Genomic DNA, 18396 nt, shown 5'->3' on the forward strand with positions numbered 1-18396 from the left:
GCACTATCGGAAAAATTCATGACAGAAGACGAGATACTGGCCGAATTCCGCGCCGCGGATGCATTATTGTCCGGCCATTTCCTGCTTTCCTCGGGCCGGCACAGCGCCCATTACCTGCAATGCGCACGGGTCCTGATGGACACCGACCGGGCGGGACGGCTGGCCGTTGCCCTCGCCCAGAAGCTGCCGCGCGAGCTGCGCGCCGAGATCGATGTCGTCATCTCACCCGCCATGGGCGGCGTGATCATCGGGCATGAAATGGGCCGTGCCCTATCGCGACCGGCGATGTTCGTGGAACGGCCCGATGGCCAGTTCGAGCTGCGCCGCGGCTTTGCGATTCCAGCGGGCGCGAAGGTGCTGCTGGTCGAAGACGTCGTCACCACCGGCCTGTCGTCGCGGGAAGCGATCAAGGCAATCGAGGCGGAGGGAGGCCATGTCGTGGCCGCCTGCAGCCTGGTCGACCGGTCGGGCGGCGAGGTCGACCTTGGCGTCCCTTACACCGCGCTGATCGCCCTCAATTTCCCAACCTATGCGGCGGACGCGCTGCCGGTCGAGTTGGCGGCAACGCCAGCTGTCAAGCCGGGCAGCCGCAAGGCGCCGGCATGACCGAGCGCGCCCCTGTCCCGCGGCTGAGGCTGGGCGTCAACATCGACCATGTGGCGACCATCCGCAACGCGCGCGGGGGCGACCACCCCGATCCGGTACGCGCCGCAGAGATTGTCGCGCGCTTCGGTGCCGACGGGATCACGGCGCACTTGCGCGAAGACCGGCGCCATATCCGCGACGAGGATCTGGCGCGGATCATGGCGGCGACCGATCTTCCTTTGAACCTGGAGATGGCGGCCACGGAAGAAATGCTGGCCATCGCGCTGCGCCACAAGCCGCACGCCGCCTGCATCGTGCCCGAGCGGCGCGAGGAACGCACGACCGAGGGCGGACTGGATGCCGCGGGACAGCACAACCACCTCGCCCCGATCGTCGCCCGTCTGGCCGATGCCGGCATCCGCGTCAGCCTGTTCATCGAGCCCGACGCGCGGCAGATCGACGCTGCCATCCGCCTGCGCGCCCCGGTCGTCGAGTTGCATACCGGGCGTTACGCGCATCTGGCCGACGGACCCGACCGCGCAGCGGAGCTGAAGCGGCTCGCCGATGCGGCCGCGCTGGCCGCGAAAAACGGCATCGAACCGCACGCAGGGCATGGCCTCACCTTCGACAATGTCGTACCGATTGCCGCCATCCCGCAGATCGCCGAACTCAACATCGGCCACTATCTGATCGGCGAGGCGATTTTCGTGGGGCTGGAAGCGAGCGTTTCGCGGATGCGCGCACTGATGGACGAGGCGCGGTGAGGCGCAACCGCCCCGTCACCCCGACCTTGAGCCGCGGTCTATCTGGACCGAGCGCCAGTCCGTCAGCGTCCCCGGATCACGTCCGGGAATACGTCCTGATGGGGCCGTCATGATTATCGGTCTCGGCTCCGACCTGTGCAATATCGAGCGTATCCAGGCATCGCTCGACCGGTTCGGCACGCGCTTCGAGCAGCGGGTGTTCACCGCTGTCGAACAGGCAAAGGCCAACCGTCGCCCGTTCACCAAGGCGGGAACGCTGGCCAAGCGCTTTGCGGCCAAGGAAGCGTTCAGCAAGGCCGTCGGCACCGGTTTCAAGCGTGGCGTGTTCATGAAGGATATCGGCGTGGTCAACGCCCCTTCGGGCGCGCCGACGCTGGCGCTGACCGGCGGCGCGGCGGCACGGCTCGCCGAACTCACGCCAGCGGGGCACCAGGTCCGCATCCATTTGACCTTGACCGACGACCATCCCTGGGCACAAGCATTTGTGATACTCGAGGCATTGCCGATCCCCCCGGCGGCCTGACCAGCGCGAAAGACCCCTGCCTTGACCGATACCGCATTGGCCGCCGACGCCGGCTCCACCGACAAGCAGCAGACCAGCTGGCTTGAAGAGCTGCGCAACCTCGCCTTCCTGCTGTTCATCGTGCTGTGCATCCACAGCTTCATCGCCAAGCCCTTTTACATCCCTTCGGCGTCGATGATGCCGGGGCTGCTCAAGGGCGACCGGCTGGTGGTCAGCAAATACCCTTATGGCTGGTCGTTTGCGTCGGTCAGCTTCCACCTTGCCCCACGCTTCTCCGGCCGACTGTTCGGGCGATTGCCCGCGCGTGGCGATATCGCCATCGTCGAACCCAACGGCGTGCGCACCGACTATATCAAGCGGGTCATCGGTCTGCCTGGCGACACCGTGGAGATGCGCGCCGGGCGGCTTTGGCTCAATGGCGTGCCGGTGAAAAGCGAGGTCATGCCGTCGCGATCCATCCCCATCGATCTCAATATCGACGATCCGGCCGATGACCGCGATGGCTGCACCGGCCGGGAAGAGACATCGCAGAGCGGCCAGCGGGTGTGCACCGTCGACATCGTCCGGGAAACGCTGCCCGATGGCACCTTCTATGACACCATCGACAATGGCTATCAGCGCTGCATCCCCGGTGCGCCCTGTGCCGACGATTTCGGGCCGATCACCGTGCCGGCCGGCCACGTTTTCCTGATGGGCGACAATCGCGACAACAGCTCGGACGGGCGCTTCCCCTCCGACATCAACTACAAGGGTCTGGGCGGACCGGTGCCGCTGGAAAATCTGGGTGGTCGGGCGGAGTTCATCACCTTCAGCCTCGATGGCAGCGCGAGCTGGTACAATCCGATCAGCTGGTTCACCTCGATGCGCTCGGGCCGCGCCGGGACCAGCCTGCGCCCCGGACACACGCCGCCGCCGCGCGCGCAACCTGCGGCAGGCCGGTGAGTTGAGCGGCGCGAGCGCCAGTGAGCGCCCGCTGCCCTGAAGGGGGACGATGATGAGCGAGACACCCGGCCCCAACGAAATGCGCAATCCGCTGGTGCGGCAGGAGCTGCAGCGGGCATCGGTGTGGATCGGCCTGATCGTCGCGGTCGCATTGGTCTGGCTGCTCGCCCAGCCGCTGCTGCTGATCGTCGCTGCTATCGTCTTTGCCACCATGCTCGACGGCGGCACGCGCCTGCTCGGGCGGGTGTTGCCGATCGGCCGAGGCTGGCGGCTGGCGATCATCCTGCTGGCGATGGTCGGCTTCCTCGGCTGGGTGGTGGTCTATGCCGGGCAGCAGCTGACGCAACAGGCCTTCGAGCTGCAGGACACGGTGATCCTGCAGATCGAGCGCGGGCTGGCCCTGGCCCAGGCCAACGGCATCGAGGTGCCCGCCTTCGACCCGGCCAAGCTGGTCGAATATGCCGCCGGATCGGTTGGCCGGGTGACCGCAGTGGTCGGCAGCGTGCTGGGTGCGCTGACCTCCATGTTCCTGATTTTCGTGCTCGGCATCTTCATCGCCATAGAGCCGCGCAACTATGAGCGCGGCATCGCCTGGCTGTTGCCGACCAGCGAGCGCGCGCACTTCTACGATGTCGCCGACAAAATGGGCTTCACGCTGCGCCGCCTGATGGCCGGGCGGCTGCTGGGCATGTTGATCGAGGGCGTCGCCACCTGGATCCTGCTCGAAATCTACGGCATCCCGATGGCGCTGCTGCTCGGCATCATCACCGGCCTGCTGGTGTTCATCCCCAATGTCGGCGCGATCATCTCCGGCGTGCTGATGGTGCTGGTGGGCTTTTCGATCGGCGTCGATGGCGGGCTGTATGCGCTGGCGGTCTACATCGTGGTGCAGACGGTGGACGGCAATATCATCGTACCGATGGTCGCCAAACGCACCGTCGATCTCGCCCCGGCGCTGGTGCTGGGCGCGCAGCTGCTGTTCGGCGCGCTGTTCGGCATCCTCGGCCTCGCACTCGCCGACCCGATCGTGGCGATGATCAAGACCTTCCTCGAAAAGAGCGCCGACCGCGATGCCAAGGTCGTCGAGGCGGAAACGAAAGAGGAGAGCGCCCAGCGCAGCGGTGTGGCCGCGCGAATCGCCCGCCGGGCAGCGGAGCCGCCCGCCGCATGACTGCCCTGCCGCGCATCCTCGTCCTCAACGGCCCCAATCTCAACCTGCTCGGCACACGCGAACCGGACATTTACGGCACGCAGACGCTGGACGACATCCGCACGATGCTGGAGGCGCAGGCCGCCGGGCTGGGGCTCGCCATCGACTTCCGGCAGACCAACCATGAAGGCGTGCTGGTCGACTGGCTGCACGAGGCGCATGGCGCAGGAGCCAAGGCGGTCCTGCTCAACGCGGGTGCCTATACGCACAGCTCGATCGCGCTGCTCGATGCCATAAAGTCGATCCGCACCCCGGTCATCGAAGTGCATCTCTCTGACCCGATGACGCGCGAATCCTTCCGCCATATCAGCTATGTAGGCATGGCTGCCCGGGCCTGTTTCGCCGGGCATGGTACACGCTCCTATGCGCTCGCGCTGGACGCCGCCGCCGCTCTCTGACTATAGCAGCCCCATCAGTGGCGCGGGGACGCCACCAACAGCTTCGGGAACAGCAGACAATGTCCGATGACAAACCGCACGGCATGAAGGTCGATATCGCGCTGGTGCGCGAACTGGCACAGCTCGTGGCCGACACCGATCTCAGCGAAATCGAGGTGGAGGATGGCGATCGCAAGATTCGCGTTGCCCGCCAGCTTGCCGCAGCGCCGGTCGCTTATACCGCCCCTGCGCCCGCCATGGCAGCGCCTGCCGCCGCCGCCGCTCCGGCCCCGGCTGCCGCCAGCGAGGCCGCTGCACCGGCCGCCGGCGATGCCAATGCGGTCAAATCCCCGATGGTCGGCACAGCCTATCTTACGCCCGAGCCGGGCGCCGCCCCCTTCAAGTCGGTGGGCGACAGCGTCAAGGAAGGCGATACGATCATCATCATCGAAGCGATGAAGGTGATGAACGCGATTGCCGCGCCACGTGGCGGGACATTGACCGCGATGCTGGTCGAAAGCGGGCAGCCGGTCGAGTTCGACCAGCCGCTGTTCGTGATCAGCTGAGCCGCACAGCATGGCTATTGAAAAGCTGCTGATCGCCAACCGCGGCGAGATCGCGCTGCGCATCCACCGCGCCTGTCATGAAATGGGCATCAAGACCGTGGCGGTGCATTCCACCGCCGACGCCGATGCGATGCACGTCCGGCTGGCCGACGAGGCGATCTGCATCGGGCCGCCCGCCGCGAAGGACAGCTATCTCAACATCCCGGCGATCATCTCTGCCGCCGAGATCAGCGGGGCCGACGCCATCCACCCAGGCTATGGCTTCCTGTCGGAGAATGCACGCTTTGCCGAGATCATCGAGGCTCACGGCATCGCCTTCGTCGGGCCCAAGCCCGAGCATATCCGCACCATGGGCGACAAGATCGAAGCCAAGCGCACCGCCGGCGCGCTGGGCCTGCCGCTGGTGCCCGGCAGCGACGGCGCGGTCAGCGAGCTGGCCGAAGCGCAGGCGATTGCCGAGGCTGCCGGCTATCCGGTGATCATCAAGGCAGCGTCGGGTGGCGGCGGGCGCGGCATGAAAGTGTGCACCGGCCCGGACGAGCTTGAAACCCTGATCGCGCAGGCGGGCAGCGAAGCCAAGGCGGCGTTCGGCGACGCGACCGTCTATATCGAAAAATATCTGGGCAATCCGCGCCACATCGAATTCCAGGTGTTCGGCGACGGCAATGGCAATGCCATCCATCTTGGCGAGCGGGACTGTTCGCTGCAACGCCGCCACCAGAAGGTGCTGGAAGAAGCCCCCTCCCCCGTCATCTCCGCCGACGAGCGCGCGCGCATGGGCAAGATCTGCGCCGATGCCATGGCGGGCATGGGCTATCGTGGTGCAGGCACGATCGAATTCCTGTGGGAAGACGGGCAATTCTATTTCATCGAGATGAACACCCGCATCCAGGTCGAGCACCCGGTGACCGAGATGATCACGGGCTTCGATCTGGTGCGCGAGCAGATTCGCATCGCCTCCGGCCACCCCCTCTCGGTCCGTCAGGAGGATCTGGAGTTTCGCGGCCACGCCATCGAATGCCGCCTCAATGCCGAGGATCCGCGTAGCTTCGCACCCTCGCCGGGGCTGGTGAAGGCCTATCACCCCGCCGGCGGGATGCATGTCCGCGTCGATAGCGGACTCTACGCCGGTTACCGGGTGCCGCCCTATTATGATTCGATGGTGGCCAAGCTGATCGTTTACGGCCGCTCCCGGCAAAGCTGCATGATGCGGATGCGCCGCGCGCTCGAGGAAATGGTGATCGACGGGATCAAGACCAACATCCCGCTGCACCAGGCCCTGCTGCGCGAGGCCGATGTCATCGACGGCAATTACACGATCAAGTGGCTGGAAGAATGGCTGGCCGCGCAGGAAGCCCAGAGCTGAAAGTCCGGAGCGGGTAGGCCGGCGCTAGCGGCCTGCCGTGCGCTGCCATGCGGCGAAGGCGGCATCGGCATCGAGCGGCCGCGAAAACAGATAGCCCTGGCCGGTATGGCAACCGATCGCTGCGACCTGCTGCGCCACGGTCTCTGTCTCGATCCCCTCGGCGGTGGTCTTGAGCCCCAGCGCCTCGCCCAGCCGATGGATGGTCCGGACGATGGCCAGACTGTCGGCGCTGGTGTCGATGCCTGCCACCAGGCTGCGGTCGATCTTGAGCGTGTCGATGGGCAGGCGCTGCAGGCTGGCAATGTTGGAATAACCGGTGCCGAAATCGTCCATGGCGATGCGGACATCGAGCGCCACCAGCGCGCGCAGGATGGCATCCGACGCCTCGGCATTCTCCACCACCGAACTTTCGGTCACTTCGATCATCAGCCGGTGGCCGGTCATGCGTTGCTGGGCGAGCACGCCCTTGACCACGCCGACGATGTCGTCACGCGCGAGCTGGATCGGCGAGACATTGACCGACATATGGACCGGCACCGGGCGCGAGGCCCGCTCGTCCCAACTGCGCAGCGTTTCCATCGCGCGGGCCAGCACCAGCCGCCCCATCGGCACGATCAGCCCGCTGTCCTCGGCGATCGGCACGAACTCGGCGGGAGACACCACCTCGCCCTCATGGGTCCAGCGTGCCAGGGCTTCGAAGCCGACGACCTTGCGCTGTTTCATGTCGACCAGCGGCTGGAAGGCGAGCGACAGCCGTTCTTCGTCGATCGCGTGCCTCAGCGCAGTCTCGCGGTCGAAGCGCTTGTGCAGCCGCGCTAGCGCGACCGGCTCGTAGAAAGCGACGCCTTCAGCGTTATGCTTGGCCTGCTTGAGCGCGATCTGGGCCTGGCGCAGCATGTCGGCCGCATCGCCCTGATCGCTCTCCCCGGCCGGCGGCCGGGTGACTTCGGCAATTCCGCCGACCGCGCAATCGACGTTGATCATCAGATCGCCGATGCGGAACGGCGCGTCGAACGTCTCGCGCACGCGCACCGCGAGGCTGCGGGCGCCATCTTCGTCGGGACGCGTCAAGGACAGCAGCGCGAATTCGTCCCCGCCGATTCGCGCGAGCAGATCGGTGGCGCGGGTCTGCTGGCGCAGGCGGCGGGCAACGGTGAGCAACAGCTCGTCGCCGGCCAGCGCACCGACGCTTTCGTTGATCCGGCTGAACCGCTTGAGATCGATCACCAGCAGCGTGAGCACTTGGCCATGCGGCAGCCGTTCGAGCAGCCGCTTTTCCAGATTCTCGCCAAAGCCGGCGCGGTTGGGCAGGCCCGTCAGGCTGTCCGACAGAAGCTCGCGGCGCAGATTCGCCTCGGATCGCACCAGCGTTGTGCGGTCGATCAGGCTGAGCAGAGCCCTGCCCGGTTCGAGCGGGCGCACGGCGGCTTCGAACACGCGGCTCTGGAAGCCACCCTGCTCCCAGATTAGGGCAGCGTCGCCTTTGCTCCCCGATACGACATCGACACAGGCCCGGTACAATGCCGAATCGGTCACCACTGTCTGAAAGGTGCCAATCAGCCGTTCGAACCGCTGGTTGCGCCATGGCGCATCGAGCGTTTCACCGCGCAATGCAATGATGGCAGCGGCATGCGGCATCGCTTCGAGCCAGCCAAAGCTGTCGCTTTTCGCAGGGGCCTGCGTAACCCGGGAGGTGGCGGCGCGAGTCATGGGCAATAGCTATGCGGGCAATCCATGAACAAAGCGTTGTATCGCGCCTGCTACTGGCCAGTTGCAAGAGATGGGGAAAGGCAGCACAAAGTGGGCGTCAGCTGCCCTGCAGTGGCTCAACTTCGGTATTGGAGATATCGACCATGCGATCGCTGGCTTTGCTTTCCGTCATTCTGCTGGCGAGCTGCGCGCCGGAGACGCCCGAGCAGCAATTCGACCGGGAAATCGCGGCGGAACCGGGAGCCGCGCGCATCATGGCGGCGATGGAAGAAACCTTCCCTCAGGAGCATGCCGCCCTGCGCCAGCGGCTGATTGCTCTGATCGCCGCGGGTGGGACGCCGGAGCAGTTCCGAATGACCGCGGCGCAAGCCTTCAGCCGCGTAGTCGAACAGAACAAGCAGCATCTTGCTGCTGCACCGCAAGCCAATCTGGAGGCCGTCATCCGCAGCCAGCGCATCGCCGCCGAGGCATTGCAGGCACATGCTGTGGAACAATGCGCCGCTTATGTGATGGGCGGATCGGTAACGGTTCCCGATGCCGATGCGTCGGTGAAATCCGGCTTGTCCGATTCCACGGTGGCGGTCCTGCGCGCTGCTGCAGCTGGCCGGATGCAGCCGGTCGATCGCAGCCGCGATTCGATCGGCCAAAGCGACATCAACGCCTTTTCCGCCGGCTTGCGCAGCGCCGGGGCCGATCAGGCAACAATCGATGCCGCCATCGGCAACGGCTTCTTCGGCATGTCGGCGCCAGGGCAGTGTTCCGGGGGCATTGCCATATTGAAGGCGCTGGAAAGCATGGAGGATGCGCCTGCAGCGCGCATTTTCGCGGCATTCGTTTCAGCTTGATAGCAATCGATCAATAGGTGGACACTTCGACCATCATCCGCGAATACCCATGCACGAAGCTGGCCGGTACGCGCACCGGCTCTTCGACACACTCGACCCGCAGCCGCCGCTTGGCCATCTCCTCCAGCAGCACGACCAGCTGCAGTTCGGCCACGCGCGCGCCGACGCAGCGGTGGATGCCATAGCCGAAGGACAGGTGCCGCCGCGCATTGGCGCGATCGACGATGATGCGGTCGCCATCCGCGAACACGCTTTCGTCGCGGTTGGCGGAGAGATACCAGAGCGCGACCATGTCCCCCTGTTTCATCCGTGCTCCGTCGACCTCGACATCCTCGGTGACCGTGCGGCGCATGTAGGACAGCGGCGTCTGCCAGCGAATCAGCTCCTGCACCGCGTTGGGGATCAGCGACGAGTCCGCTTCCAGCTTGCGGCGCTCGTCGGGGAATTGCGACAGGCCGTAGGCATAGGCCGACATGGTGTTGCGGGTCGTGTCATTGCCGCCAACGATGAACAGGATCAGATTGCCGATGAACTCGATCGGGTCCATCGCCTGCATCGCCTCGGACTGGAGCATCACCGAGATGAGATCGTGGCCCGGATTGGCGACGCGCTGTTGCCACAGGTCGGCAAAGGCGGCACCCATCTCTTCCATTTCGGCATTGAACCGGTCCCAGCCGCCCTCGGCGACAATGGCGTCGACATTGCCGCCGGCATCCGACCAGCGCGTCAGCTTCGCACGTTCTTCCCATGGAAAGCCGAAGATCTTGGCCAGCATGCCTGTGGTCAGCTCGATCGACACCCGCTCGACCCAATCGAACGGCACACCGATCGGCAGACTGTCCAGCAGCGCGCCCGTGCGCGCCTGCGCCTCCGCCCGCATCGCGGCGACTTCGCTGGGGCCGAACGCCGGGGCAACGGTGCGACGCTGGCCGGTGTGACGCGGCGGGTCCATCGCGATGAACTGTGGCAGGCGGCGTTCGCCCGGACGTGAACGGTGCGGTTCGATGCCAAGCGTGATGCCGCCAAGCTCGAAGCTGGACGAGAATATCTTCGGCAGCGCCTCGATATGGACAATCGGCTTGTAGCTGCTCACCGACCAATAAGGGCCGAATTTGGACTCGGGCACATATTGGATCGGTGCATGGGCGCGCAGCGTGCGGAACGGCGCCTGCCAGCGATCCTCGGCATAAAGTTCCGGCCGGGCGACGTCGATCGGGGCGATGGGCGCTGTCTCTGCGCAGATGGTTGCCGTGGCCGACATTATTCTCTCCCGCTTGCGCGCCGGTCGCTTTCGCCGGCCATGGTGCACCATGCCCAGGCAGCGCCGGTCACTCTCGGAGAGGGAGCTTATCGAGTTGAAGCAGACGCTACAAGCGCTGCTGCATCGGCTGGCCGCAGCGCCGGACGCCCGCGTTGCTGGGACTTGCTCAGGCCATGAAACGCTGATCGCGTGGGAACCCGGACGGGGCCATCCGCCCGGCGGCACCGCGGGCGGCGCGCCAAAGCGTCAGATCGGCTTCGGTCCTTACACGCCCGCTGTCGCCGCCCATCGGCCAGCTCAGCCCCTGCGCCAGCACCAGCGTCCGCGCATCGGATAGCCCGCCGTCACGATAGCGTTGCAGCATTACCCCTTGGCCGCGGGCCATCTCCGGCAGATCGGCGAGCGGGAAGACCACCAGCTTGCGATTGTCGCCGACGACCGCAACATAATCATCCTCGGCCGCGATGGCGCGGACCACCGCGAGGCGGCATCCGGACTTGAGGTTGACCACCGCCTTGCCCTTGCGGGTCTCCGCGACCAGATCCGCGTCGGTCACGACGAAACCATGGCCGCTGGTCGAGGCCACCAGCCGCTTGGTGCCGGGGTGCGCTGCGAACAGCGCGACGATGTCCCCGCCTTCACCCTCTATATCCGCCATCAGCCGCACTGGCTCGCCGAAACCGCGCCCGCCCGGCAGCTTGTCCGCCGCCAGCGTGAAAAAGCGGCCGCCGGCCGTGGCCAGCAGGATGCGGTCAGTGGTCTGGGCATAGGCGGCAAAGGCCAGTTCGTCGCCTTCCTTGAACGTCAGCTTGGCCTTGGCGGCGTCATCGATGTGCCCACGCATCGCCCGGATCCAGCCGCGCTTCGACAGGATGACGGTGATCGGCTCGCGCTCGATGAACGCTTCGATCGAGATCTCACGCGCCGGAGCGGCCTCGGCGATGGTGGTGCGGCGTGCCCCGAGCGCGGTTTCCGGCCCATAGACTTCGCGCAGCTTGGCCAGATCGCGCTTCATGCGCGTGCGCTGACGCGCCGGGCTGTCGAGCAGCGCCTGCAGCTCGCTGCGCTCCTTCTCCAGCGCCTCGCGCTCGCGGATCAGCTCCATCTCCTCAAGCTTGCGCAAGGAACGCAACCGCATGTTGAGGATCGCCTCGGCCTGCCGGTCGGTCAGCTCGAATTCGGCCATCAGCACCGGCTTGGGCTCGTCTTCCGAGCGGATGATGGCGATCACCCGGTCGAGATTGAGGTAGGCGATGATGTATCCGCCGACCAGCTCCAGCCGCTCGTCGATGCGGGCGATGCGGTGCCGCGTGCGGCGCACCAGCACGTCGAACTGGTGGGTCAGCCAGTGCTGCAGCACCTCTTTGAGGCCCATCACCCGCGGTGTGCGTGTCGCATCGAGCACGTTGAGGTTGAGGCCGAAGCGGCTCTCCAGATCGGTAAGCCGGTACAGGCTTTCCTTGAGTATATCCGGGTCGACATTGCGGCTCTTGGGTTCGAGCACGATGCGCACGCGCTCGTCGCTCTCGTCGCGCACATCCTCCAGGATCGGCAGCTTCTTGTCGGCAATGATCTGGGCGATCTGCTCGATCAGCTTGCCCTTCTGGATGCCATAGGGGATTTCGCTGACCACCAGCTGCCAGGTGCCGCCAGACAGCCGCTCGACACCGCTCGCCTCCCAGCTGCCATCCTCCAGCCGCCCGGTCGAAAAGCGCGCCCGCAGGCGGAAACTGCCGCGCCCGGTCGCATAGGCGGCGGCAATGCTGTCGGCGCTATCCACCAACAGCCCGCCCGTGGGGAAATCCGGCCCCTGCACATGCGACAGCAGATCGGCCAGCTCCGCTTCGGGCCGGTCGATCAGCAGCATCGCCGCATCGATGATTTCGGCCGCGTTGTGGGGCGGGATATTGGTTGCCATGCCCACGGCGATGCCGCTGGCGCCATTGGCCAGCAGATTGGGGAACAGGCCGGGCATGATCTCCGGTTCCTGTTCCTCGCCATTGTAGGTCGGGCGGAATTCGACCGTGCCTTCGTCGAGACCCGCCATCAGATCGATGGCGACGCGGGTCAGCTTGGCTTCGGTGTAGCGGTAGGCAGCCGCATTATCGCCGTCGATATTGCCGTAATTGCCCTGCCCGTCGACCAATGGGTACCGCAGCGAGAAATCCTGCGCCAGGCGGACCATCGCGTCATAGGCGGCGGTGTCGCCATGCGGGTGATATTTGCCGATCACCTCGCCGACGATGCGTGCCGACTTCTTGTGCGCCTGCGCGGGATCGAGCCTCAGGCCGCGCATAGCCCATAACAGCCGGCGATGGACCGGCTTCAACCCGTCGCGCAGATCGGGCAGCGAGCGAGCGGTGATCGTCGACAGCGCATAGATCAGGTAGCGATCGGAAAGCGCGCTATCGAAAGGGGTGTCGGCAACGGCGGCAGGCGGGGTCGGGTCGGCGGAATCTGTCATTGTCGCCGCGCGATAGCAGCGGGGTCGCCGTCACGCAAAGGGCGTGACGCATCCGTGCCGAGCCGACGGCATGTCCGGCAGAAAGGTCCGGAATGGAGGGCAACCACCGCTCCTGGCAGTCATGCGGCGATTTGGGTCCAGATTGACACCGATGCCGCTTTGTTCCTATTATGATCCCGTAACGGTCGGGTGGTAGGCAGGCGGCATCCCCCCGGACACAGGATGATGCCGGCCATGCAACAGCGCGACCCCCGCCCCAATCCCTTCCAGCCTCCGCAAATGGCGCCGGGCCCCATGACAGGCTTGCGGGATGGGCCGACCATCGGCCTTGTAGGCCGCGACAGCGTTCCGGCAGACATGGCACAGACCTGTGCCTCGTTCGGCCTGCGGTGCGCCCTCATCGCGCCGGAGCATCTGGACGCCGGGCTGCCGATCACGGCCACCCTCCTCTGGGCCTGCGTGGACGATGCCGGAGCGCCATGGGTCTCCACGCTACGCGATCGTGCCGAAGCAGAGGCTTTACCGCTGATCGTGCAGACCCGGATCGAGGCGCTCGACCCGGTCGAAGCATTGTTCGGGGCATTGCCCGACACCAGCCTGCTGATCGAAGCGGACGGGATCGAGATCGCGGCGGCACTCGCGCGCCGCCTGTCCGCCGTCGCGCCGGTGCTGCATGCGTCGTCCGCCAGCGAGCAGTTGCGCGACCGGCAGATCGCCACCCTGCAGGAGGAAGTGCAGCGGATCGGACGGATGCTGGCACGGCTGGCAGCCGAACCTGCGCCACGCAACGACCCGCCCAGCCCGTTCATCGAAGACCATGTCCGCGCCCCGGGGCGCGACTTCCGCGCTGGCGATGCCGAGGCCGGGCCAACCCTATCCGCGCGCGATGTCCGGACCATCATCCGGCAGCGGCGGCTTCGGGACGAACTGTTCGATGCCGACCTGTTTGCGGACCCGGCCTGGGACATGTTGCTCGATCTCTATGCCGCGCAGCTCGACAGGACTCGCGTCTCCGTATCTAGCCTGTGCATTGCCGCCGCCGTGCCCGCGACGACCGCACTGCGCTGGATCAAGACGCTGACCGACAATGGTCTGTTCATCCGCCAGGCCGATGTGCACGACGCCCGCCGCATCTTCATCACATTGTCCGACGCCGCAGCGCAGGCAATGCACCGCTATTGCGCCCGGCTGACCGACCCGCGCCTCGCCGTATAGCGGCCGCCCTGTCCTATTGCCTTCGCCCCAGCGCGATGGCAAAGGCGCAGTCCCCACAGGGGGGCGCTTAGCTCAGTTGGTAGAGCATCTCGTTTACACCGAGAGGGTCGGCGGTTCGAGCCCGTCAGCGCCCACCATTTTCGGGGAAACACATTGTCCGGGGGCCGATTCTCCGCCAAATGCCGAGCGACAGCGCGGCATCAAATGCGGCCCGAGCGGCCCCTACCCTCTCAACCCGATATCATGTCGACGGCCCACGCGTCCGCCCCCGGGCGCGCCACACCGTCCACAAGGTGAAAATGCCCATCAACGCCCAGATGACGTTCAGTCCGGCCGAGGGCAGCGCGCCATTATAGCCGGAATTGAGCACGAAGCCGGCCGCGCCGATCACGTTCATCCATTGATACAGATATCCCCGCGCCTCCAGCTTGCCCAGCGACAGCAGGATATAGCTGGCAAGGATGATGGCGGCGGCGAGCCAGCCGATGACTTCGATGGCGATCTCTAACATCGTTCCGCTCTGGCCCAGCAATCGGAGAAAGGAAATGGCCGGCAGCAAGCTCCGGCACCGGCCTGGTTCAGCCTGTCGCGACCGGCGTTGCGGCAGGCCAGTGCTTCATCTCGGCCGGAGGGGGGCTGGGCTGCACGGTCCGTTCGCCGAGCGCAGCAAGCGCGCGCTCACGGTCGGCGGCGGTGAACGTGCCGGTGGTCAGGCAGAATTCGACCATATTGTCATTGGGGTCACGGGTATAGACCGAGCGGCACCAATTATGGTCGATCTCGAGAACGTCGAGGCCGTGCGCCGTCCAGCGCTCGCGCCAGGCGTCGAGTTCCTCGCGGCTGGAGACCGCAAAGCTGTAATGGTTGGTGCCCATCGGCATGTTGGCCGCAGCATTGAGATCGTAAGTGTAGCGCTCGGCGCCCGGCGTATCGTTCAATTCCCAGAAGGCGATGAAGCGGTTGTCATCTCCGTCCATGCGATAGAAGAAATGCTTGCCCCAGCCGCCGCCCATCACCGGCGCTATCTCGACCTTGACCAGTTCGAAACCCATCACCGTTTCGTAGAAATGGTGGATGGCCGCCATGTCCCGTGCGGCAAGGGCAAGGTGGTGATAGGCCATCAGATCAATCCTCTGCTGCGCGGCGATCGACCATGCCCATGACATCCGCCGTCGCGCCATCGGGGGCGGGCACTTCGGTCACCGGGTCGGGCAGGTCGTCATATTCGAGTTTCAGCGCACGGCTCATCACCGCATGCATCATGTAGGTGCAGGTGACATAGGTCAGCTCGATGATCTGCACCTCGTCGAGATGCTCGGCGAGCGCGGCGAACAGGGCATCGTCGGCGCGCCCCTGTTGCAGCACCAGCGCATCGGTCCACGCCAGCACAGCGCGCTGAGCGGGATCGAAGCAGCTCGCGACCTGCCAATGGCGGATCGCTGCGGCCTGCTCGTCGCTGAGGCCGGCAAAGCGGGCCGCCTTCATATGTTGCGAATAGACGAAGCGGGAGCCGATCAGCCAGCCGGCGCGGGTCTGCCCCAGTTCCCGATGCACCGGGTCGAGCCGGCGCTTGGACGACCGATAGAAACCGAAGCCTTCGGTGGTGTGGCGAAAGGCATCGGGCACCTGCGCGAACACCGTCCACCAATTGCCCGGCGTACCGGTCGCGGTGCCGGGTTCGGCGACCGGATCGCGGTCGCCGAACAGGCTGGTATACAGGTGCAGGATGAACGGATCGGAGATTTCGTCGCGCGGGATCTGCCTCAACCGTGGCATGTCCGCTTCCCCCCGATCCGCTTCCGTCCTTACGCCGCCAACTTCCTCAGCACATAGTGGAGGATGCCGCCGTTCATGAAATATTCGAGCTCATTGGCGGTATCGATGCGGCACAGCGCATTGAAGCTGAAGGTCGAGCCGTCCGGACGGGTGACGTCCACGGTAACCGTCTGGCGCGGCTGCAGCGACGCGATGCCGGTGATGGTGAAGCTGTCGTCGCCGGTCAGGCCGAGCGTCTGGCGGGTGGTGCCTTCCTCGAACTGCAGCGGCAGCACGCCCATGCCGACCAGGTTCGAGCGGTGGATGCGCTCGAAGCTTTCGACGATCACCGCCTTGACGCCGAGCAGGTTGGTGCCCTTCGCCGCCCAGTCGCGCGACGATCCGGTGCCATATTCCTTGCCGGCGATCACCACCAGCGGCGTGCCGTCGGCCTTGTGCGCCATGGCCGCGTCATAGATCGGCATCACCTCGCCATCATAGCGGCTCATGCCGCCCTCGATGCCGGGCACCATCTCGTTCTTGATGCGGATGTTGGCAAAGGTGCCGCGCATCATCACGTCATGGTGGCCGCGACGCGCGCCATAGCTGTTGAAATCGGCCTTGCTGACCTGATGCTCCATCAGCCACTTGCCCGCCGGTGAGTCGGCCTTGATCGAACCGGCCGGAGAAATGTGGTCGGTGGTGATCGAATCGCCGAGGATGGCGAGCGGCTTGGCCCCGACGATGTCGCCGACCGGGGCCGGGGTCATCGTCATCCCCTCGAAATAGGGCGGGTTGGCGACGTAGGTAGAGCCGGCGCGCCACTGATAGGTTTCGGAGCCTTCGACCTGGATGGCCTGCCAGTGCGCATCGCCCTGATAGACGCTGGCGTAGCGGCTTTCGAACATCGCCCGGTCGATATTGGCGTTCATCACCTCATGCACCTCGGCATTGGTCGGCCAGATGTCCTTGAGGTAGACGGCGCTGCCATCCTGCGCGGTCCCGATCGGGGTGGTAGTGAAATCCTCGGTCACCGTGCCCTTGAGCGCATAGGCGACGACCAGCGGCGGCGAGGCGAGGAAGTTGGCGCGCACGTCGGGCGAGACGCGGCCTTCGAAGTTGCGGTTACCCGAGATGACGGAGGCCGCGACGATGTCGTTGCCGTTGATCGCCTTGCTGATCGGTTCCGCCAGCGGGCCGGAGTTGCCGATGCAGGTGGTGCAGCCATAGCCGACCAGATTGAAGCCGACCGCGTCGAGATCGGCGGTCAGGCCGGCACGGTCGAGATAGTCGGTGACGACCTGCGATCCCGGTGCGAGGCTGGTCTTGACCCACGGCTTGGGCTTGAGGCCATAGGCATTGGCCTTGCGCGCGACGAGGCCGGCGGCGACCAGCACGCCGGGGTTCGACGTGTTGGTGCAGCTGGTGATCGCGGCGATGACCACGTCGCCGTCGCCGATGTCATGGTCCTTGCCCTCGACCGCGACGCGCTTCACGCCTTCATGCTTGTAGACGCCCGCGAGATCGGCGTTGAACACATCGTCGACTTCGGTGAGCACTACCTTGTCCTGCGGGCGCTTGGGGCCTGCCAGCGACGGCACGACGCTGCCCATGTCGAGCTCGAGCGTGTCGGTGAACACGGGATCGGGCATGTCGGCATAGAGCCACAGGCCCTGCGCCTTGGCATAGGCCTCGGTCAGTGCCACCTGCTCCTCGCTGCGGCCGGTGAGGCGCATATAGTCCAGCGTCTTCTCATCGATGCCGAAGAAGCCGCATGTCGCGCCATATTCCGGCGCCATGTTGGCGAGCGTGGCGCGATCGGCGAGCGTCAGCGACTGCAGGCCGGGGCCGAAATATTCGACGAAGCGGCCCACCACGCCCTTGGCGCGCAGCATCTGGGTGGCGGTCAGCACCAGGTCGGTGGCGGTGACGCCTTCCTTGAGCGCGCCGGTCAGCTTGAAGCCGACGACTTCGGGAATCAGCATCGACACCGGCTGGCCGAGCATCGCCGCTTCCGCCTCGATGCCGCCGACGCCCCAGCCAAGCACGCCGAGGCCGTTGATCATGGTGGTGTGGCTGTCGGTACCGACGCAGGTATCCGGATAGGCGATGGTCGCGCCGTCCTCGGCCTGGCTGGTCCACACCGCCTGCGCGATATGCTCGAGATTGACCTGGTGGCAGATGCCGGTGCCTGGCGGCACGGCCTTGAAATTGTCGAGGCTCTTTGAACCCCATTTCAGGAAGTCGTAGCGCTCACCGTTGCGATAATATTCGATCTCGACATTCTGTTCGAACGCCTTGGGGTGGCCGAATTCGTCGACCATCACGCTGTGGTCGATGACCAGATGCACCGGCACCAGCGGATTGATCTTGCTGGTGTCGCCGCCCAGCTTGGCGATGGCATCGCGCATTGCCGCCAGATCGACGACGCAGGGCACGCCAGTGAAGTCCTGCAACAGCACGCGCGCGGGGCGATACTGGATTTCGCGCTGGTCCTTGGTGCCGGGGTCCTTCTGCCAGTCGATCACCGCCTTCACATCGTCGGTCGAGACGGTGAAGCCGCCGTCTTCGAAACGCAGCAGATTTTCCAGCAGCACCTTCATCGAAAAAGGCAGGCGCGAGGCATCGCCGAATTTCTCGGCGGCCTTGGCGATGCTGAAATAGGCATAGTCCTTGCCGCCGACGCTGAGCGTGCTGCGCGTGCCGAGGCTGTCCTGTCCGATGGCGGTCATGCGTCTTCCCCCTTGTACTGAGCCGTTCGAAGGCCGGTCCGGGGGATGCGTGGGACGACCTGCTCCCTCACGCAACTGCCG

17 protein-coding genes and 1 tRNA gene are annotated in these 18396 nt (G+C 65.6%); 11 read left to right on the plus strand and 7 right to left on the minus strand.

Annotated elements, in window-relative coordinates:
* The first annotated feature begins 18 nt into the window (after nt 1-18).
* From pyrE to accC, 8 genes are all read left to right on the plus strand, one after another.
* Complete coding sequence (gene pyrE, locus AC0QC4_RS03270; RefSeq protein ID WP_483658283.1) at nt 19-606, plus strand: orotate phosphoribosyltransferase; 588 nt, start codon at nt 19-21, stop codon at nt 604-606.
* Nucleotides 603-1349 (plus strand): pyridoxine 5'-phosphate synthase, encoded by a 747-nt coding sequence (locus AC0QC4_RS03275; protein WP_483658284.1) that lies wholly within the window; start codon nt 603-605, stop codon nt 1347-1349. Before pyrE ends, AC0QC4_RS03275 begins: the two co-directional genes overlap by 4 nt.
* Nucleotides 1350-1458: 109 nt before the next feature.
* A complete protein-coding gene (acpS, locus tag AC0QC4_RS03280; RefSeq protein WP_483658285.1) occupies nt 1459-1872 on the plus strand; it encodes a holo-ACP synthase in 414 nt (137 codons plus the stop codon).
* A gap of 21 nt (nt 1873-1893) precedes the next feature.
* The gene (gene lepB / locus AC0QC4_RS03285; RefSeq protein ID WP_483658286.1) at nt 1894-2814 is read left to right on the plus strand and encodes a signal peptidase I; all 921 of its coding nucleotides are present in this window, start codon (nt 1894-1896) and stop codon (nt 2812-2814) included.
* 52 nt (nt 2815-2866) lie between these two features.
* Nucleotides 2867-3985 (plus strand): AI-2E family transporter, encoded by a 1119-nt coding sequence (locus tag AC0QC4_RS03290; RefSeq protein WP_483658287.1) that lies wholly within the window; start codon nt 2867-2869, stop codon nt 3983-3985.
* Nucleotides 3982-4422, plus strand: coding sequence for a type II 3-dehydroquinate dehydratase (locus AC0QC4_RS03295; protein ID WP_483658288.1), 441 nt, complete (start codon nt 3982-3984; stop codon nt 4420-4422). The genes AC0QC4_RS03290 and AC0QC4_RS03295 overlap by 4 nt, the downstream gene beginning before the upstream one ends.
* Before the next feature lie 59 nt (nt 4423-4481).
* Complete coding sequence (accB, locus tag AC0QC4_RS03300; RefSeq protein ID WP_483658289.1) at nt 4482-4967, plus strand: acetyl-CoA carboxylase biotin carboxyl carrier protein; 486 nt, start codon at nt 4482-4484, stop codon at nt 4965-4967.
* A gap of 10 nt (nt 4968-4977) precedes the next feature.
* Nucleotides 4978-6333, plus strand: a complete 1356-nt coding sequence (accC, locus tag AC0QC4_RS03305; protein WP_483658290.1) for an acetyl-CoA carboxylase biotin carboxylase subunit — start codon at nt 4978-4980, stop codon at nt 6331-6333.
* Between the two features lie 24 nt (nt 6334-6357).
* On the opposite strand, the gene AC0QC4_RS03310 is transcribed toward accC, so the two are convergent.
* Nucleotides 6358-8043: a putative bifunctional diguanylate cyclase/phosphodiesterase gene (locus AC0QC4_RS03310; RefSeq protein ID WP_483658291.1), complete on the minus strand. Its 1686-nt coding sequence runs from the start codon at nt 8041-8043 to the stop codon at nt 6358-6360.
* A gap of 143 nt (nt 8044-8186) precedes the next feature.
* Here AC0QC4_RS03310 and AC0QC4_RS03315 point away from each other — a divergent pair, with 143 nt between their 5' ends.
* Nucleotides 8187-8888, plus strand: a complete 702-nt coding sequence (locus tag AC0QC4_RS03315; RefSeq protein ID WP_483658292.1) for a hypothetical protein — start codon at nt 8187-8189, stop codon at nt 8886-8888.
* 10 nt (nt 8889-8898) lie between these two features.
* On the opposite strand, the gene AC0QC4_RS03320 is transcribed toward AC0QC4_RS03315, so the two are convergent.
* Together AC0QC4_RS03320 and parC are read right to left on the minus strand one after the other, a co-directional pair.
* A complete protein-coding gene (locus AC0QC4_RS03320) occupies nt 8899-10149 on the minus strand; it encodes a cytochrome P450 (protein WP_483658293.1) in 1251 nt (416 codons plus the stop codon).
* A gap of 166 nt (nt 10150-10315) precedes the next feature.
* Nucleotides 10316-12613 carry a DNA topoisomerase IV subunit A gene (parC, locus tag AC0QC4_RS03325; protein WP_483658294.1) on the minus strand — a complete coding sequence of 766 codons (2298 nt, stop codon included), beginning with the start codon at nt 12611-12613 and terminating at the stop codon, nt 10316-10318.
* 294 nt (nt 12614-12907) lie between these two features.
* Between parC and AC0QC4_RS03330 the strand changes: the two genes are divergently transcribed.
* Nucleotides 12908-13828 (plus strand): MarR family transcriptional regulator, encoded by a 921-nt coding sequence (locus tag AC0QC4_RS03330; protein WP_483658295.1) that lies wholly within the window; start codon nt 12908-12910, stop codon nt 13826-13828.
* Between the two features lie 61 nt (nt 13829-13889).
* Nucleotides 13890-13965: transfer RNA gene (locus AC0QC4_RS03335), tRNA-Val, on the plus strand.
* Nucleotides 13966-14069: 104 nt separating this feature from the next.
* Here the strand turns inward: AC0QC4_RS03335 and AC0QC4_RS03340 are convergent.
* The 4 genes from AC0QC4_RS03340 to acnA all read right to left on the minus strand — a co-directional run bounded on the left by AC0QC4_RS03340 (nt 14070) and on the right by acnA (nt 18315).
* Nucleotides 14070-14339, minus strand: a complete 270-nt coding sequence (locus AC0QC4_RS03340) for a CBU_0592 family membrane protein (RefSeq protein ID WP_483658296.1) — start codon at nt 14337-14339, stop codon at nt 14070-14072.
* 67 nt (nt 14340-14406) lie between these two features.
* Complete coding sequence (locus AC0QC4_RS03345; protein WP_483658297.1) at nt 14407-14949, minus strand: VOC family protein; 543 nt, start codon at nt 14947-14949, stop codon at nt 14407-14409.
* A gap of 4 nt (nt 14950-14953) precedes the next feature.
* Nucleotides 14954-15604 (minus strand): carboxymuconolactone decarboxylase family protein, encoded by a 651-nt coding sequence (locus AC0QC4_RS03350; RefSeq protein ID WP_483658298.1) that lies wholly within the window; start codon nt 15602-15604, stop codon nt 14954-14956.
* A 29-nt stretch (nt 15605-15633) separates the two neighbouring features.
* A complete protein-coding gene (acnA, locus tag AC0QC4_RS03355; RefSeq protein ID WP_483658299.1) occupies nt 15634-18315 on the minus strand; it encodes an aconitate hydratase AcnA in 2682 nt (893 codons plus the stop codon).
* Between the last annotated feature and the right edge of the window lie 81 nt (nt 18316-18396).

Source organism: Sphingomonas sp. jy18 (genome assembly GCF_056931895.1).

Bases quoted from the DNA above. Each gene is read 5' to 3' on its own strand.
- acpS (WP_483658285.1), top strand. From the start codon at position 1,459: ATGATTATCGGTCTCGGCTCCGACCTGTGCAATATCGAGCGTATCCAG.
- AC0QC4_RS03330 (WP_483658295.1), top strand. From the start codon at position 12,908: ATGACAGGCTTGCGGGATGGGCCGACCATCGGCCTTGTAGGCCGCGAC.
- acnA (WP_483658299.1), bottom strand. From the start codon at position 18,315: ATGACCGCCATCGGACAGGACAGCCTCGGCACGCGCAGCACGCTCAGC.
- AC0QC4_RS03310 (WP_483658291.1), bottom strand. From the start codon at position 8,043: ATGACTCGCGCCGCCACCTCCCGGGTTACGCAGGCCCCTGCGAAAAGC.
- accB (WP_483658289.1), top strand. From the start codon at position 4,482: ATGTCCGATGACAAACCGCACGGCATGAAGGTCGATATCGCGCTGGTG.
- AC0QC4_RS03275 (WP_483658284.1), top strand. From the start codon at position 603: ATGACCGAGCGCGCCCCTGTCCCGCGGCTGAGGCTGGGCGTCAACATC.
- AC0QC4_RS03290 (WP_483658287.1), top strand. From the start codon at position 2,867: ATGAGCGAGACACCCGGCCCCAACGAAATGCGCAATCCGCTGGTGCGG.
- parC (WP_483658294.1), bottom strand. From the start codon at position 12,613: ATGACAGATTCCGCCGACCCGACCCCGCCTGCCGCCGTTGCCGACACC.
- AC0QC4_RS03340 (WP_483658296.1), bottom strand. From the start codon at position 14,339: ATGTTAGAGATCGCCATCGAAGTCATCGGCTGGCTCGCCGCCGCCATC.
- AC0QC4_RS03350 (WP_483658298.1), bottom strand. From the start codon at position 15,604: ATGCCACGGTTGAGGCAGATCCCGCGCGACGAAATCTCCGATCCGTTC.
- AC0QC4_RS03315 (WP_483658292.1), top strand. From the start codon at position 8,187: ATGCGATCGCTGGCTTTGCTTTCCGTCATTCTGCTGGCGAGCTGCGCG.
- accC (WP_483658290.1), top strand. From the start codon at position 4,978: ATGGCTATTGAAAAGCTGCTGATCGCCAACCGCGGCGAGATCGCGCTG.
- AC0QC4_RS03295 (WP_483658288.1), top strand. From the start codon at position 3,982: ATGACTGCCCTGCCGCGCATCCTCGTCCTCAACGGCCCCAATCTCAAC.
- pyrE (WP_483658283.1), top strand. From the start codon at position 19: ATGACAGAAGACGAGATACTGGCCGAATTCCGCGCCGCGGATGCATTA.
- AC0QC4_RS03320 (WP_483658293.1), bottom strand. From the start codon at position 10,149: ATGTCGGCCACGGCAACCATCTGCGCAGAGACAGCGCCCATCGCCCCG.
- AC0QC4_RS03345 (WP_483658297.1), bottom strand. From the start codon at position 14,949: ATGGCCTATCACCACCTTGCCCTTGCCGCACGGGACATGGCGGCCATC.